Annotated in this window: 15 protein-coding genes; 14 read left to right on the top strand and 1 reads right to left on the bottom strand. The window is 66.3% G+C overall.

The genetic code is table 11. The features are described 5' to 3' along the window. Window positions 1-11 precede the first annotated feature (11 nt). From BLR26_RS20100 to BLR26_RS20055, 10 genes are all read left to right on the top strand, one after another. Window positions 12-767, top strand: coding sequence for an enoyl-CoA hydratase family protein (locus BLR26_RS20100; protein WP_093384780.1), 756 nt, complete (start codon window positions 12-14; stop codon window positions 765-767). 10 nt (window positions 768-777) lie between these two features. Continuing rightward, window positions 778-1944, top strand: a complete 1167-nt coding sequence (locus BLR26_RS20095; protein WP_045201610.1) for an acyl-CoA dehydrogenase family protein — start codon at window positions 778-780, stop codon at window positions 1942-1944. Between the two features lie 10 nt (window positions 1945-1954). Then, window positions 1955-3001 (top strand): acyl-CoA dehydrogenase family protein, encoded by a 1047-nt coding sequence (locus BLR26_RS20090; protein WP_093384776.1) that lies wholly within the window; start codon window positions 1955-1957, stop codon window positions 2999-3001. A gap of 24 nt (window positions 3002-3025) precedes the next feature. Then, window positions 3026-4174, top strand: a complete 1149-nt coding sequence (locus BLR26_RS20085; protein ID WP_093384772.1) for an acetyl-CoA C-acetyltransferase — start codon at window positions 3026-3028, stop codon at window positions 4172-4174. 30 nt (window positions 4175-4204) lie between these two features. Then, window positions 4205-5080, top strand: coding sequence for an SDR family oxidoreductase (locus tag BLR26_RS20080; RefSeq protein ID WP_093384768.1), 876 nt, complete (start codon window positions 4205-4207; stop codon window positions 5078-5080). Window positions 5081-5324: 244 nt separating this feature from the next. Then, the gene (locus BLR26_RS20075) at window positions 5325-6497 is read left to right on the top strand and encodes an acyl-CoA dehydrogenase family protein (protein ID WP_093384764.1); all 1173 of its coding nucleotides are present in this window, start codon (window positions 5325-5327) and stop codon (window positions 6495-6497) included. After that, on the top strand, window positions 6494-7681 hold the full coding sequence (locus tag BLR26_RS20070) for an acyl-CoA dehydrogenase family protein (protein ID WP_093384760.1): 1188 nt from the start codon (window positions 6494-6496) through the stop codon (window positions 7679-7681). The genes BLR26_RS20075 and BLR26_RS20070 overlap by 4 nt, the downstream gene beginning before the upstream one ends. Before the next feature lie 16 nt (window positions 7682-7697). Then, a complete protein-coding gene (locus tag BLR26_RS20065; protein WP_093384756.1) occupies window positions 7698-8480 on the top strand; it encodes an SDR family oxidoreductase in 783 nt (260 codons plus the stop codon). Between the two features lie 2 nt (window positions 8481-8482). Then, window positions 8483-8941 (top strand): MaoC family dehydratase, encoded by a 459-nt coding sequence (locus BLR26_RS20060; RefSeq protein ID WP_093384752.1) that lies wholly within the window; start codon window positions 8483-8485, stop codon window positions 8939-8941. Window positions 8942-8965: 24 nt separating this feature from the next. After that, window positions 8966-10168 (top strand): acetyl-CoA C-acyltransferase, encoded by a 1203-nt coding sequence (locus BLR26_RS20055; RefSeq protein WP_093384747.1) that lies wholly within the window; start codon window positions 8966-8968, stop codon window positions 10166-10168. Between the two features lie 142 nt (window positions 10169-10310). On the opposite strand, the gene BLR26_RS20050 is transcribed toward BLR26_RS20055, so the two are convergent. Then, window positions 10311-11084, bottom strand: a complete 774-nt coding sequence (locus BLR26_RS20050) for an SDR family oxidoreductase (RefSeq protein ID WP_045201592.1) — start codon at window positions 11082-11084, stop codon at window positions 10311-10313. A gap of 154 nt (window positions 11085-11238) precedes the next feature. On the opposite strand from BLR26_RS20050, the gene BLR26_RS20045 reads away from it, so the two are divergent. From BLR26_RS20045 to dmpG, 4 genes are read left to right on the top strand one after another with little or no spacing between them, the layout of a single operon-like run. Next, entirely contained in the window at window positions 11239-12066 is an 828-nt protein-coding gene (locus BLR26_RS20045) for an alpha/beta fold hydrolase (protein ID WP_093384743.1), read from the top strand. Further along, a complete protein-coding gene (locus BLR26_RS20040) occupies window positions 12063-12854 on the top strand; it encodes a fumarylacetoacetate hydrolase family protein (RefSeq protein ID WP_045201588.1) in 792 nt (263 codons plus the stop codon). The genes BLR26_RS20045 and BLR26_RS20040 overlap by 4 nt, the downstream gene beginning before the upstream one ends. Window positions 12855-12872: 18 nt before the next feature. After that, window positions 12873-13781 carry an acetaldehyde dehydrogenase (acetylating) gene (locus BLR26_RS20035; protein WP_093384739.1) on the top strand — a complete coding sequence of 303 codons (909 nt, stop codon included), beginning with the start codon at window positions 12873-12875 and terminating at the stop codon, window positions 13779-13781. Between the two features lie 13 nt (window positions 13782-13794). Further along, window positions 13795-14829, top strand: coding sequence for a 4-hydroxy-2-oxovalerate aldolase (gene dmpG / locus BLR26_RS20030; RefSeq protein WP_093384735.1), 1035 nt, complete (start codon window positions 13795-13797; stop codon window positions 14827-14829). The last annotated feature ends 14 nt before the right edge of the window (window positions 14830-14843 follow it).

Here is a 14843-nt window from a genome sequence, read left to right as displayed (position 1 = left end):
AGGGGAAGGGCATGAGCACATTTAGCGTCAGTATTGACAACGGCATTGCCGAGCTGGTCTTCGACCGGCCACCGGTGAATGCTTTCGACTGCAAGGGCTGGGCGGCAATCGCCAGCGCCATTGAAGCGCTGGGCAGCGATGCACAGGTGCGGGTGATCGTCATCCGCGCCGAAGGCCGTGGTTTTTGCGCCGGGGTCGATATCAAGGAACTGGCCGCCGACGGCAACCTGATCGTCGCGGTCAACAAGGGCAACTACGACAGCTTCAAGGCCATCCACCGCAACCCGAAACCGGTGATCGTTGCCGTGCACGGCTTTGTCCTTGGTGGCGGCATCGGTATCTGCGGCGCCGCCGACATCGTCGTCGCCGCCGACTGCGCACGCTTTGGCGTGCCCGAGGTGGACCGTGGCGCCATGGGTGGCGGTGCCCACCTGCAGCGCCTGTTCCCGGTGCAGAAGGTCCGTCACATGTACTTCACCGGCGAGATGATCGACGCCGCCGAAGCCTACCGCCTGGGCGCCGTCGAGCGGGTGGTCAAGCGTGAGGCGTTGCGCGACACCGCGCTACAGATCGCCCGCAGCATTGCCGCCAAGAGCCCGGCGATGATCGCCCTGGCCAAGGAGGCGCTCAACGGCATCGAGGACGGCAATCTCGAAGACAAATACCGCTGGGAGCAGGGCTTCACCCTCGAAGCCTACCGCACCCAGGATTCCCAGGAAGCGCGTGACTCGTTCGTCGAGAAGCGCGATGCCCACTTCAACGGCTGAAGGTACTGCGATGGACCTGACTTACACACCGGCGCAACAGGCCTTGCGTGCCGAGGCCCGGGCCTGGCTCGCGGCCAACGTACCGGCGCAAGCGTTGCAATCGTTCGACACCGAGCTCGGTTTTGCCCAGCACCGGGCCTGGGAGGCCCGCCTCAATGAAGGCCGCTGGGGCATGGTCACCTGGCCGACCGAACTCGGCGGGCGCGGTTGCGACCTGATCGAATGGCTGATTTTCGAAGAAGAGTACTACCGCGCCGGGGCGCCGGCACGGGTCAACCAGAACGGCATCTTTCTGCTCGGCCCGACCCTGATGGAATACGGCAGCGAAGCGCAGAAAGCGCGCTTTCTGCCGCGCATGGCCACCGGCCAGGACATCTGGGCCCAGGGCTGGTCGGAGCCGGGCGCAGGTTCCGACATGGCGGCGATCCGCTCCCGCGCCGAGCGGGTTGGCGACCACTATGTGATCAACGGCCAGAAAACCTGGTCGACCCGCGCGGTCTGGGCCGACTGGCTGTTCGGCATCTTTCGCACCGACCCCGATTCCCAGCGCCACCACGGCCTGACCTTCATCCTGTTGCCGCTCGACAGCCCCGGCATCAGCGTACGGCCAATTGCACAGCTCAATGGCTTGCCGGGCTTTGCCGAGATCTTCTTCGACGACGTCAAGGTGCCGGTAGAGAACGCCCTGGGCGGCGAGGGCATGGGCTGGCACGTGGCGATGTCCACCGCAGGTTTCGAGCGCGGATTGATGCTGCGCTCGCCGGCGCGCTTCCAGGAAACCGCCCGGCGCCTGGTGCAGTTGTACCTGGACAACCGTGAAGCTGCCGACCGCGACCCGGCGATTGCCGAGGCGGTGATGCGCGCCTGGCTGGACGCCGAGGCCTACACCCTGGCGACCTACATGAGCGCCTCGAAACTGGGCAAGGGCGGCAAGATCGGCCCGGAATCCTCGACCAACAAGATCTTCTGGTCGGAGCTCGACCAGCGCATGCACGAAACCGCCCTGAGCATCCTTGGCCTGCGCGCCGAACTGCTGCCCGAGGCACCAGCCGCCGGCGATGTCGGCCAGTGGCTGGATGGCTTCCTGTTTGCCCAGGCCGGGCCGATCTATGCCGGCACCAACGAGATCCAGCGCAACATCATCGCCGAGCGCATGCTCGGCATGCCCCGCGCCTGAGGAGCAGACCATGGACTTTAGTTTCAGCAGCGATCAATTGCTGTTCCAGGACAACGTGCGCAGTTTTTTGCTCAACGAAGTGCCCCCGGAACGCCTGCGTGAACTGTGCCAAAGCGACAGCGGGCGCTGTGATGCGCTGTGGGGGCAACTGGTAGACCTGGGCCTGAGCGCCATCACCGTGCCGCAAACCTGCGGTGGCATGGGCATGAACGCGCTGGATTTCATCCTCCTGGCCCAGGAGTGCGGTTACGCCGGGCTGCCCGAACCGCTGGTCGAGACCATGCTGGTGGGCGTGCCGCTGCTCGCGGGTGTCGACGCGCCGCGCCGCCAGCATTGGCTGGCGCAGGTTGCCGAGGGCCAGGCGCGCCTGGCGGTGGCCGAGCCGGGCAACCCGCTGGTCAGCGATGCGCATGTGGCCGGGCTGCTGTTGCTGGCCCATGGCGACGAGGTGCATGCCGTGGAGCGCAGCGCAGTCAGCCTGACCCGCAATGTGTCGGTCGACCCCAGCCGCCAGTTGTTCCAGGTGCAGTGGACGCCGAGTGCGTCTACTTGTGTTGCCAGCGCTGAGCAAGGGCGGCAGCTGTGGGCTGATGCCTTCAACCGCGGCGCCCTGGGCAATGCTGCGCAACTGCTGGGGCTGGCCAAGCGCATGGTCGACCTGGCGGTGGACTACAGCTTCGAGCGCAAGCAGTTCGGCAAGCCGGTGGGCTCGTTCCAGGCGGTCAAGCACCTGATGGCCAACGTCGCGGTGCACATCGAATTCGCCAAGGGCCCGCTGTACCGCGCCGCCCATGCCGTCGCCCACAACCTGCCGGGCCAGGCCGTGCAAGTGTCGCACGCCAAGCTTGCCTGCGCCGAAGCAGCGGCGCTGGCGGCGAAGAACGCCATTCAGGTGCATGGCGCCATGGGTTACACCTGGGAGGTCGACCTGCAGCTGTTCATGAAGCGTGCCTGGGCCCTGGACAAATGCTGGGGCGACCGCGGCCTGCACAAGGCGCGGGTGCGTACCGCGCTGTTCGAAAGCGGCCTGGCGATTGGCGCCGGCAGCACCTTCTGATCCTGTTTCCTGTTGAGGTAGAGCATGCCTGAAGCCTATATCGTCGACGCCCTGCGCACCCCCACCGGGCGGCGCAAGGGCGGCCTGAGCCAGATCCACGCCGCCGACCTGGGCGCCCATGTGCTGCGCGCGCTGGTCGAGCGCAACGGCATTCCCGAAGACGACTACGACGACGTGATCTTCGGCTGCGTCGACACCATCGGCCCGCTGGCCGGCGACATCGCCCGTACCAGCTGGCTGGCGGCGGGCCTTTCGCAAGTGGTGCCCGGCACCACCATCGACCGCCAGTGCGGCTCGTCCCAGCAGGCCGTGCACTTTGCCGCGCAGGCGGTGATGAGCGGCACCCAGGACGTGGTGATCGCCGGTGGCGTGCAAACCATGACCCAGATCCCGATTTCCTCGGCCATGACCGTCGCCGAACCCCTGGGCTTTAGCGACCCGTTCAGCGGCTCGACAGGCTGGGTGCGGCGCTACGGCGCGCAGCCACCGACCCAGTTTCGCGCGGCGCAGATGATTGCCGAACACTGGCGGCTGAGCCGCGCCGAGCTGGAAGCCTATGCGCTGGAGTCCCATCGGCGGGCCCTGCATGCCATCGAACAGGGGTACTTCGAGCGCGAGATCGTGCCGCTGGCAGGGGTCGAGCACGACGAAACCCCGCGCCACACCAGCCTGGCGAAAATGGCCGAGCTGGAATACCTGTTTGGCTGCGAGCGGGTCACGGCGGCGGTGTCGAGCCAGACCTGCGACGCCGCCAGTGCGCTGCTGATCGTCTCGGAGGCGGCCTTGAAGCGCTACGGCCTGACGCCGCGGGCGCGCATCCATCACCTCAGCGTGCGCGGCGACGACCCGGTATGGATGCTCACCGCACCGATCCCGGCCACTGCCCATGCGCTCAAGCGTGCCGGCATGACCCTGGCTGACATCGACCGGGTGGAAATCAACGAAGCCTTTGCTTCGGTGGCCATGGCCTGGCTCAAGGAGACCGGCTACCCCCATGCGCAGACCAACGTCAACGGCGGCGCCATCGCCCTTGGCCACCCGCTGGGCGCCACCGGCACGCGGCTGATGTGCAGCCTGCTCCATGAGCTGGAGCGCAGTGGCGGGCGCTATGGCCTGCAGACCATATGCGAAGGCGGCGGCCAGGCCAACGTAACCATTATCGAGCGCCTCTAGGCGCCAGCAACCACACAGGGGAGAGCGACAATGCACAGCTGCGAGAACCGCGTAGTGATCATCACCGGCGCCGGCGGCGGGCTCGGCCGCGCCTATGCCCAGGCCTTTGCCAGCGAAGGCGCGAAAGTGCTGGTCAACGACATCAACCGCGATGCGGCCCAGGCCGTGGTCGAACAGATCCAGGCGGCAGGCGGCGTGGCCGTGGCCAACAGCGACGACATCACCCGCTATGACGACGCCAGGCTGATCGTGCGCCAGGCCATCGAGACTTTTGGCGGCCTGGACGTGCTGGTCAACAACGCCGGCATCTGCCGCGACCGCATGTTCGCCAGCCTCACCGAGGCCGACTGGGATGCGGTGATGGCCGTGCACCTCAAGGGCCACTTCTGCCTGGCCAGCCATGCCGTGCGCTATTGGCGCGAGCAGGCCAAGGGCGGCGCCAGGCTCACTGCGCGGATCATCAACACCAGCTCCGGCGCCGGTTTGCAGGGCTCGATTGGCCAGGCCAACTATGCCGCGGCCAAGGGCGGGATCGCCTCGCTGACCCTGGTGCAGGCGGCGGAGCTTGGTCGCTACGGCATTACCGCCAACGCCCTGGCCCCGGCGGCGCGTACCGGCATGACCGAAGCGGTGTTTGCCGAGGTGATGAAGCGCCCGGAGCAGGGCTTTGACTACTTTGCTCCGGAGAACGTCGCGCCGCTGGTGGTGTGGTTGGGGTCGGCGGCGTCCCAGGCGGTGACCGGGCAGATGTTCGAAGTCGAGGGCGGCAAGTTGTCGATTGCCGACGGCTGGCGGCGCGGGCCCCAGGTGGACAACCAGGGCCGCTGGGCGCTGGCTGAGGTGGGTGCGGCAGTGCAGCAACTGCTGGCCGAGGCGCTGCCGGCGCAGAAAGTCTATGGCAGTTGATTGAGGTTGTGCGCCGCTTAGGCGGGCCGCGCCATCCGTGAGGGTGGCGCGGCTTTTTTGCGTTACCCGTCTTGAAGGCACTGCCAATCCTGTGGGAGCGGCGGTGCGGCGACCCGACTTGACCCGCGATCGGCCGCACCCCAGGCGCATCGGCCATCCGGACTAGGCGAGGCAAACGATTCTGCCGCCCGCGCATCTGGCCACACTCGCCGGTACTTCCGCCAGACGAGTAAAAGGCGCCGCGATGGAATTTGCATTCAGCGACGAACAGGAAATGATCCGTACTTCGGCCGAGGGCTTTCTCGCCGATGTCTCCCATTGCGCCGCCGTGCGCGCAGCCATGGTCAGCGACAAAGGCTATGACCCGGCACTCTGGCAGCGCCTGTGCACCGAGATGTACTGGCCGGCGATCCACATCCCCGAAGCCTACGGCGGCCTGGGCCTGGGCTTTGTCGAGCTGAACATCCTGCTCGAACAGATGGGCCGGCGGCTGTTCTGTTCGCCGTTTTTCGCCACCGCCTGCCTGGCCACACCCGCTTTGCTGCTGGCCGGCAACCAGGCGCAGAAAAACACCTGGCTTGCGCCCATCGCCGAGGGCCGTCTTACCGCCACCCTGGCCTTCACCCGCGGCAGCGGCTGGGCCGCGGAGGATATCCAGGCCAGCGCCAGCGCCGAAGGCCAGGGTTTTGTCGTCGATGGCCTGTTCGGCCAGGTGATCGATGGCGACAGCGCCGGGCTGTTGATCGTCGCCGCGCGCACGCCCGGCAGCAGCGGTGAATCTGGCATCAGCCTGTTCGCCGTCGAGGCCGACCGTGACGGTATCGAGCGCCAGTGGCTGCCGACCATGGACCAGACCCGACGCCTGGCGCGCCTTGAGTTCAACCGCGTGTACCTGGGCCCCGAGGCGCTGCTGGGCGAGGTCGGCAACGCCTGGCCGACCTTGCACAAGGTGCTGCAACTGGCCTGCATCGGGCTTGCCGCCGAGCAGGTCGGCGGCGCCCAGCAGGTGCTCGACCTGAGCGTCGCCTACATGCAGGAGCGCCAGCAGTTCGGCCGCCCGATCGCCAGCTTCCAGGCGCTCAAGCACCGCGCCGCCGACATGATGCTGCAGGTCGAATGCGCGCGCTCGGCCAGCTACTACGCCGCCTGTGTCGCCCAGGAAGTGCTCGACCCCGACGGCGACCCGCAGGTGGCCGCCGAGCTGCCGCTGGCCGCCGCCCTGGCCAAGGCGCAGTGCTCGCACAGCTATTTTCACTGTGCGGCGGAGTCGATCCAGCTGCATGGCGGCGTCGGCTTTACCTGGGAATACGACCCGCACCTGTATTTCAAGCGTGCCCGCGCCAGCGAGAGCTACCTCGGCGCGCCGGCCTGGCATCTGCAGCAGATCGCCACGCTGATCATCGGAGAGCAGCCATGAAGCTCAGTTTCAGTGAACAGGACGAGCAGTTTCGCCAGGAGGTCGCCGGCTGGCTGGCCGCCAACCTCTGCGGCGAGTTCGAGCCCCTGCGTTTTCGCGGCGGCCCGGGTGATGAGCACATGTTCCCGCAGCAGCGCAAAGCCTGGGAGCGCAAGCTGGCCGAGGGCCGCTGGACTTGCGTCGGCTGGGCGCCGGAGCATGGTGGCCGGGGCCTGTCGATCAGCCAGCAGGTGATCTTCCACGAAGAATACGCCCGTGCTGGCGGCCCCGGGCGCATGGGCCATATCGGCGAAGGCCTGGCCGGGCCGACCATCGCCGCCTTCGGCAACGACGAGCAAAAGCGCCGCCTGCTGCCCGCTATCGTCAGCGGCACGCAGTTCTGGTGCCAGGGCTACTCGGAACCGGGCGCAGGCTCTGACCTTGCCAACGTCAAGACCCGCGCCAGCCTTGAGGGCGGCAGCTGGGTGATCAACGGCCAGAAGGTCTGGACTTCGCTGGCCCATGAGTCGGACTGGTGCTTTGTGATCGCCCGTACCGAGCCTGGCAGCGTCGGCCATCGCGGCCTGTCGTTCCTGCTGGTGCCGATGGCCCAGGCCGGCATCAGCGTGCGGCCGATCGAGCAGATGACCGGCACTTCGGAATTCAACGAAGTGTTCTTCGACAACGCCCGCACCGACGCCGCCAACCTCATCGGGTCGCCTGGCGACGGCTGGAAGATCGCCATGGCCTTGCTCGGTTTTGAGCGCGGGGTTTCGACCCTCGGCCAGCAGATGCAGTTTGCCAACGAACTGAACGAGATCATCGCCATCGCCAAGGCCAACGGCGCAGCCCGCGACCCGCTGCTGCGCCAGCGCCTGGCCGAAGCCTGGTGCGGCTTGCGGATCATGCGCTTCAACTCGCTGCGCATGCTCTCCGGCGCCCAGGACGGCGCGCTGCGCAAGGAGGCGACCATCTACAAGCTGTTCTGGTCCAGCTGGCACGCCAACCTCGGCAAGCTGGCCATGGACGTGCTCGGCCCCGACGCCGAACTGCTCGAGGCCGCGCCCTATCAGCTGACCCGACTGCAATCGCTGTACCTGTTCAGCCGCGCCGACACCCTGTACGGCGGCAGCAACGAGATCCAGCGCAACATCATCGCCGAGCGCGCCCTGGGCATGCCCAAAGAACCGCGCCTGCGTCCCTGACCCAAGGAGTTAGTCGATGTCCACCCCCAACTATGTAGCGGGCCATGGCCTGTTGCGCGGCAAGTCCGTGCTGATCACTGCGGCGGCAGGTTCCGGGATCGGTTTTTCCGCCGCCTTGCGCGCCGCCGAAGAGGGCTGCCGGGCCCTGATGATCAGTGATATCCACCAAGGCCGGCTGTTTGAAGCCGTGGCAAAGATTCGCGAGGCCACCGGGCTTGCCGAGGTCTTCGGCGTGCTCTGCAACGTCACCGACGAAGCCCAGGTGCAGCACCTGGTGAGCTGCGCCGAGCGCGACCTGCACGGCGTCGACGTGCTGATCAACAACGCCGGCCTCGGTGGCTCGCGGGCGCTGGTGGAAATGCCCGACGAAGAATGGCAGCGGGTCCTCGACGTTACCCTCACCGGCACCATGCGTATGACTCGTGCCATGCTGCCGAAGATGATGGCCCGGCGCGCCGGGGTGATCGTCAACAACGCCTCGGTGCTTGGCTGGCGGGCCCAGAAGGAGCAGTCGCACTACGCCGCAGCCAAGGCCGGGGTCATGGCCCTGACCCGTTGTGCGGCGGTCGAGGCGGCCAGTCACGGCATCCGCATCAATGCGGTCAGCCCGAGCATTGCCCTGCATGATTTTCTCGCCCGCTCGGCGCCCCAGGCAGTGCTCGAGCAACTGGCGGCCAACGAAGCCTTCGGCCGCGCCGCCGAAGTCTGGGAGGTGGCCAACGTGATGATGTTCCTGGCCAGCGACTACAGCTCGTACATGACCGGCGAAGTGCTGTCGGTTTCCAGCCAGAGGGCCTGAGCATGACGCGCCTATTCGACACCCCGCACGCGCTGCAAGACGCCGTCGGTGAAGTCCTGGGGGTCAGCGACTGGCTGCTCATTGACCAGGCGCGCATCGACCTGTTCGCCGAGGCCAGTGGCGATCACCAGTGGATTCATGTCGACCCGCAACGCGCCGCCAGCGGCCCGTTTGGGGCCTGCATCGCCCACGGTTACCTGAGCCTGGCGCTGGTCAACCTGTTCCTGCCGCAGATCGTCGAGGTGCGCGGCATCGCCATGGGCGTCAACTACGGCTGCGAGCGCGTGCGGTTTCCCAGCGTGGTGCCGGTGGGTTCGCGGGTGCGCGGCCACGCCCAGCTGATCAGCGCCGAGCAGGTCAAAGGCGGTGTGCAGGCGCTGATCCGCGTCAGCGTCGAGATCGAGGGCCAGCAGCGCCCGGGTTGTGTGGTCGACACCATCAGCCGTTATTACCCCGCCTGAGTCCAGGCATCGGAGCATGTGAACATGAATGAAGCCGTTATTGTTTCAACCGCGCGCACGCCGATCGGCAAGGCCTTTCGCGGTGCCTTCAACGACACCGAAGCGCCGGCCCTCGGCGGCCATGTGGTGCGCGAGGCCGTGCGGCGCGCGGGGATCGAGGCCGGGCAGGTCGACGATGTGATCATCGGCGCCGCCGCCCAGCAGGGCACCCAGGCCTACAACCTCGGGCGCTTGTGTGCGATTGCCGGCGGCCTGCCGCCGTCGGTAGCCGGAATGGCCGTGGAGCGCCAATGCGCCTCGGGGCTGATGAGCATTGCCCTGGCGGCCAAGGGCATTATCTGCAACGAAATCGACATCGCCGTCGCCGGCGGCCTGGAGTCGATCTCGCTGGTGCAGAACAAGCACAAGAACCTCTACCGCAACCAGTCCGGCGCCGTGCTTGAGCGCGACCCGCAGGCCTATATCCCGATGATCGAAACCGGCGAGATCGTCGCCCAGCGCTATGGCGTGACGCGCCACGAGCAGGATGCCTATGCCCTGCAAAGCCAGTTGCGCACTGCCCAGGCACAAGCCGCGGGCCTGTTCGACCTGGAGCTGACGCCGCTGAGCACGCGCAAGGCGATCATCGACAAGGCCAGCGGCGAGACCCGTTACGAGACCGTGACCTTGCTGCACGACGAATGCAATCGCGCCGACACCAGCCTGGCCAGCCTCGCTGCACTGGAGCCGGTATGGCAGGGCGGGCAGTGGACCGAGGCCGGGCGCTTCATTACCGCCGGTAACGCCTCGCAGCTGTCTGACGGCGCTTCGGCCTCGGTATTGATGAGTGCCAAGCTCGCCGAGCAGCGCGGCCTGGCGCCGCTGGGCATCTATCGCGGCCTGGCAGTGGCCGGTTGCAATGCCGACGAGATGGGCATCGGCCCGGTCTACGCGATTCCCAAACTGCTCAAGCGCCACGGCCTGAAAGTCGAGGACATCGGCCTGTGGGAACTCAACGAAGCCTTCGCCAGCCAGGTCCTGTACTGCCGCGATACCTTAGGCATCGACAACCAGCGCCTGAACGTCAATGGCGGGGCGATTGCCATCGGTCACCCGTTCGGCATGTCGGGGGCGCGCATGGTTGGCCACGCCTTGATCGAGGGCAAGCGACGCGGCGTACGTTACGTGGTGGTGAGCATGTGTATTGGCGGCGGCATGGGTGCCGCTGCATTGTTCGAGGTGGCTTGAGAATGAACCGTTTTGATGAACACGGCCGGATCCAGACCATGCAAGCCTACTGGAGCGAGGTCAACCTCAGCGTGCGCGAGCCGCAATAGCGCGCAAGCAAGGCTCACACCCGCCAGGGTGTGGCCTTGCGCAGGGGGAGCGCTTACGGCGATTTTGCCGCGTCGAGGAACGCCGGGCGCTCGCCACCGCCATGCACGGCAATGTCGGCGCCACTGACATAACGGGCCAGCGATGAGGCCAGGTACAGGCAACTGTCGCCAATGTCTTCGGGGCTGGCCAGGCGTTGCAGGGGGATGGTCGCGGCCACCTCGGCCAGGTCGCTTTCATCGCCATAGTGCAGGGCCGCCTGCTCGGTGAGGATCAGCCCGGCGGTGACAGCGTTGACCCGAACCTTGGGTGCCCACTCCACCGCCAGCGAGCGGCTCAGGTTGAGCAAGCCGGCCTTGGCCGCGCCGTAGGCGGCGGTGCCGGGGGAAGGGCGGGTGGCGCTGACGCTGCAGATGTTGATGATGCTGCCGCCCTCGGCCTGGGCCTGCATGATGCGGTTGGCCAGCTGGCTGAGGTTCAGCGGCGCCAGCAGGTTGAGGCGGATGATCGATTCGCTGAAGCGCGGCGAGGCGCTGGCGGCTTCGGCATAGGGCGCGCCGCCGGCGTTGTTGACCAGTACATCGAGGCGCCCGAAGCGCTCGACTATAGCCGTCATCATCTGCTGGGCCTGCTCGATGTCACGCACATCGCAGGCCAGGAACAGCGCCTCGCGCCCGCCGCTGGCCGGCAGTGTCGCAGGCGCCTGGCGCCCGCAGATCACCACCTCGGCGCCGCATTCAAGAAAGCGCCGGCTGATGCCGCGGCCCACACCCTTGCCACCACCGGTCACCAGTACCACCTTGCCGCGAAAATCCATAGGGTCGTGCATGCCTGCCTCGTGTTCGCCACTGTAATGAGCTCGATGCTAGGCAGCGCACGGGCAGGGGCCAACGTCCGAAGGGACTAGTAGTCCTGACGGACGATGTTGGCGCCCTGGCCGCTCTGAATAATCCCGGTACAACAACAAGCCGGGAGGACACCTCATGGGCGCATCCGCGCAAGGGCACGTGGTAACGCTGGCCGATGGTCTGCAGCTGCATTACCAGGACGTTGGCACGGGCGAGGCGGTGGTGTTCATCCACGGCAGCGGCCCGGGTGCCAGCGGGCACAGCAACTTCAAACAGAACTACCCGGCATTCGCCGCGGCCGGCTACCGGGTGATCGTCCCCGACCTGCCCGGCTACGGCGCTTCGAGCAAGCCGCAAACGGTCTACAGCCTGGACTTTTTCGTCAGCGCCCTCAGCGGCCTGCTCGATGCCCTGGATATCCAGCGCTGCGTGCTGGTCGGCAATTCCCTGGGTGGCGCCATTGCCATCAAGCTGGCGCTGGACCAGCCTGGGCGGGTCAGCCGCCTGGTGCTGATGGCCCCTGGCGGGCTGATGGACAAGGAGCAGTACTACCTGCAAATGGAAGGCATCCAGAAGATGGGCGCGGCCTTTGCCAACGGCGATCTCAACGATGCCGCCGGCATGCGCCGCCTGCTCAGCCTGCAGTTGTTCGACCCGGCGCTGATCAGCGATGAAACCGTGGCCGAACGCGTGGCAGTGGTGGGCCAGCAACCGGCCTGCGTGCTGACCAGCATGCAGGTGCCGAACCTGACCTCACGCTTGCCTGAACTGCAGTGCCCGATTCTTGGTTTTTGGGGGATCAACGACAAGTTCTGCCCGGCCTCCGGCGCGCAGACCCTGCTTGCAGCCTGCAGGCGGATCCGCTTTGTGCTGCTCAGCGAATGCGGACACTGGGTGATGGTCGAGCACCGCGAGCTGTTCAACCGTGAATGCCTGGCGTTCCTTGGGGAGGCACGGGCATGAGCGAGCAATTGCGTCGCCAGTATGGCGAAGAGCTGTACCAGGCCCTGTGCAGCGCCAGCACCCTGGCCCCCTTGAGCGAGCGCTGGGAGACCATCAGCATCGAGGATGCCTACCATATTTCGCTCTACAGCATCGAGCGGCGGGTGGCGGCGGGTGACCGCATCGTCGGCAAAAAGATCGGCGTCACCTCGGCGGCGGTGCAGCGCATGCTTAATGTGCACCAGCCGGATTTCGGTTTTATCACCGAGCAGATGGCCTTTGCCGATGGCGCGCAGATTTCCCTCGGCGCCAACCGCCTGATCCAGCCGCGCGCCGAAGGCGAGATCGCCTTCAAGCTCAAGCATGACCTGGTCGGCCCCGGCGTCACCGAGGCCGATGTGCTGGCCGCCACCGAGTACGTGATGCCGTGTTTCGAGATTGTCGATTCGCGCATCCAGGACTGGCGCATCCGCATCCAGGACACCGTCGCCGACAACGCTTCCTGCGGGGTGTTCGTGCTCGGCGACAGCCAGGTCGATCCGCGCCGGCTCGACCTGCCGAACCTGCGCATGCAGGTGTTCAAGAACGGCGAGCTGATCAGCCAAGGCCTTGGCTCGGCGGTGCAAGGCAACCCGCTGACCGCGGTGGCCTGGCTGGCCAACACCCTGGGCGCCTTCGGCATCCCGTTCAAGGCCGGGGAAATCATCCTTTCCGGCTCGCTGGTGCCGCTGGAGCCTGCACGGGCCGGCGACCAGTTTGCCCTGACCATCGACGGCCTGGGCAGCGCCCGGGTGTCGTTCTGTGCGTGACGTGCGAGGTTCAAGCGAATGAGCAAAAAACTGAAAGCGGCGATTATCGGGCCGGGCAACATCGGCACCGACTTGCTGATGAAAATGTGCCGCTCCGAGTGGATCGAGCCGGTGTGGATGGTCGGCGTCGACCCGCAGTCCGAAGGCCTCAAGCGCGCTCGTGAGCTGGGGGTGAAGACCACCGCCGACGGCCTGGACGGATTATTGCCACATGTCCTCGACGACGATATCCGCATCGCCTTCGATGCCACCTCGGCCTATGTGCATGCGCATAACAGCCGCAAGCTCAACGAGTTGGGGGTGATCATGGTCGACCTCACGCCGGCGGCCATCGGCCCGTTCTGCGTGCCGCCGGTCAACCTCAAGCAGCACGCGGCGAGCCTGGCGATGAACGTCAACATGGTCACCTGCGGCGGCCAGGCGACCATCCCCATGGTCGCGGCGGTGTCGCGCATCCAGTCGGTGGCCTATGGCGAAATCGTCGCCACGGTGTCGTCCGGCTCGGTGGGCCCGGGCACCCGGCAGAACATCGACGAATTCACCCGCACCACTGCCGGTGCCGTCGAGCAGGTCGGCGGTGCCCGGCGCGGCAAGGCGATCATCGTCATCAACCCTGCCGAACCGCCGCTAATGATGCGCGACACCATCCACTGCCTGACCGACGAAGAGCCCGACCGCGAGGCCATTCGCGCCTCGGTGTTGAGCATGGTCAAGGAGGTGCAGCGCTACGTGCCCGGCTACACCCTGATCAACGGGCCGATTTTCGATGGCCGCAAGGTGTCGATCTTCATCGAGGTCGAAGGCCTCGGCGACTTCCTGCCCAAGTCTGCCGGCAACCTCGACATCATGACCGCTGCCGGTTTGCGCACCGCCGAGATGTTTGCCGAAGAAGCCCACAAGGGCACCCTGCAACTGCCCGTCCGTTGAGTGGAGAACTGCCATGAATCTGCAAGGTAAAAGCGTCCGTCTGCACGACATGAGCCTGCGCGACGGGATGCACGCCAAGCGTCACCAGATCAGCCTGGAACAGATGATCGCGGTGGCCAGCGGCCTGGATGGCGCCGGCGTGCCGCTGATTGAAATCACCCATGGCGATGGCCTGGGTGGCGCGTCGCTGAACTACGGCTTTGCCGCCCACAGCGATGAGGAATACTTCGCCGCGGTAATTCCCACCCTCAAGCAGGCCAAGGTATCGGCCTTGCTGCTGCCGGGGATCGGCACCCTCGATCACCTGAAAATGGCCCATGAGCATGGTGTCTCGACCATCCGCGTGGCGACCCACTGCACCGAGGCGGATGTATCCGGCCAGCACATCGGTATGGCGGCGAAGATGGGCCTGGATACCGTCGGTTTTCTGATGATGGCGCACAGGGTCAGCGCGCAAAAGCTGCTGGAACAGGCGCGGCTGATGGAAAGCTACGGCGCCAACTGCATCTACTGCACCGATTCGGCGGGCTACATGCTGCCGACTGAAGTCAGCGATAAGATTGGCGTTTTGCGGGCAGGTTTAAGCGCCGGCACCGAAGTCGGTTTTCATGGCCATCACAACCTGGGCATGGCGATTGCCAACTCGCTGGCGGCCATCGAGGCTGGCGCCGTGCGCATCGATGGCTCGGTGGCCGGGTTGGGGGCGGGGGCGGGCAACACGCCGCTGGAAGTGTTCGTCGCCGTGCTGGAGCGCATGGGCGTGAACAGTGGTGTTGACCTGTACCGGATCATGGACGTCGCCGAGGACCTGGTGGTGCCGATGATGGACCAACCGATCCGCCTTGACCGCGATGCCCTGACCCTGGGCTATGCCGGGGTGTACAGCTCGTTCCTGCTGTTTGCCAAGCGTGCCGAGCTCAAGTACGGCATTGCTGCCCGCGACCTGCTGGTGGAGCTGGGGCGGCGCGGCACGGTGGGCGGTCAGGAAGACATGATCGAAGACCTGGCCCTGACAATGTCGCGGGCGCGAGGGGTGATGCCGACCTGAAATGCAGTCCTCAT

It is taken from the genome of Pseudomonas sp. UC 17F4, from assembly GCF_900101695.1.
In the GTDB taxonomy this organism is placed as follows: Bacteria; Pseudomonadota; Gammaproteobacteria; order Pseudomonadales; family Pseudomonadaceae; genus Aquipseudomonas.
The sequence above is the reverse complement of the archived record's forward strand: the minus strand, read 5'-3'. Positions and strand labels throughout refer to the sequence as shown.

Coding starts and splice junctions, on each gene's coding strand:
- BLR26_RS20100 (WP_093384780.1), top strand. CDS start 12: ATGAGCACATTTAGCGTCAGTATTGACAACGGCATTGCCGAGCTGGTC.
- BLR26_RS20095 (WP_045201610.1), top strand. CDS start 778: ATGGACCTGACTTACACACCGGCGCAACAGGCCTTGCGTGCCGAGGCC.
- BLR26_RS20090 (WP_093384776.1), top strand. CDS start 1,955: ATGGACTTTAGTTTCAGCAGCGATCAATTGCTGTTCCAGGACAACGTG.
- BLR26_RS20085 (WP_093384772.1), top strand. CDS start 3,026: ATGCCTGAAGCCTATATCGTCGACGCCCTGCGCACCCCCACCGGGCGG.
- BLR26_RS20080 (WP_093384768.1), top strand. CDS start 4,205: ATGCACAGCTGCGAGAACCGCGTAGTGATCATCACCGGCGCCGGCGGC.
- BLR26_RS20075 (WP_093384764.1), top strand. CDS start 5,325: ATGGAATTTGCATTCAGCGACGAACAGGAAATGATCCGTACTTCGGCC.
- BLR26_RS20070 (WP_093384760.1), top strand. CDS start 6,494: ATGAAGCTCAGTTTCAGTGAACAGGACGAGCAGTTTCGCCAGGAGGTC.
- BLR26_RS20065 (WP_093384756.1), top strand. CDS start 7,698: ATGTCCACCCCCAACTATGTAGCGGGCCATGGCCTGTTGCGCGGCAAG.
- BLR26_RS20060 (WP_093384752.1), top strand. CDS start 8,483: ATGACGCGCCTATTCGACACCCCGCACGCGCTGCAAGACGCCGTCGGT.
- BLR26_RS20055 (WP_093384747.1), top strand. CDS start 8,966: ATGAATGAAGCCGTTATTGTTTCAACCGCGCGCACGCCGATCGGCAAG.
- BLR26_RS20050 (WP_045201592.1), bottom strand. CDS start 11,084: ATGCACGACCCTATGGATTTTCGCGGCAAGGTGGTACTGGTGACCGGT.
- BLR26_RS20045 (WP_093384743.1), top strand. CDS start 11,239: ATGGGCGCATCCGCGCAAGGGCACGTGGTAACGCTGGCCGATGGTCTG.
- BLR26_RS20040 (WP_045201588.1), top strand. CDS start 12,063: ATGAGCGAGCAATTGCGTCGCCAGTATGGCGAAGAGCTGTACCAGGCC.
- BLR26_RS20035 (WP_093384739.1), top strand. CDS start 12,873: ATGAGCAAAAAACTGAAAGCGGCGATTATCGGGCCGGGCAACATCGGC.
- dmpG (WP_093384735.1), top strand. CDS start 13,795: ATGAATCTGCAAGGTAAAAGCGTCCGTCTGCACGACATGAGCCTGCGC.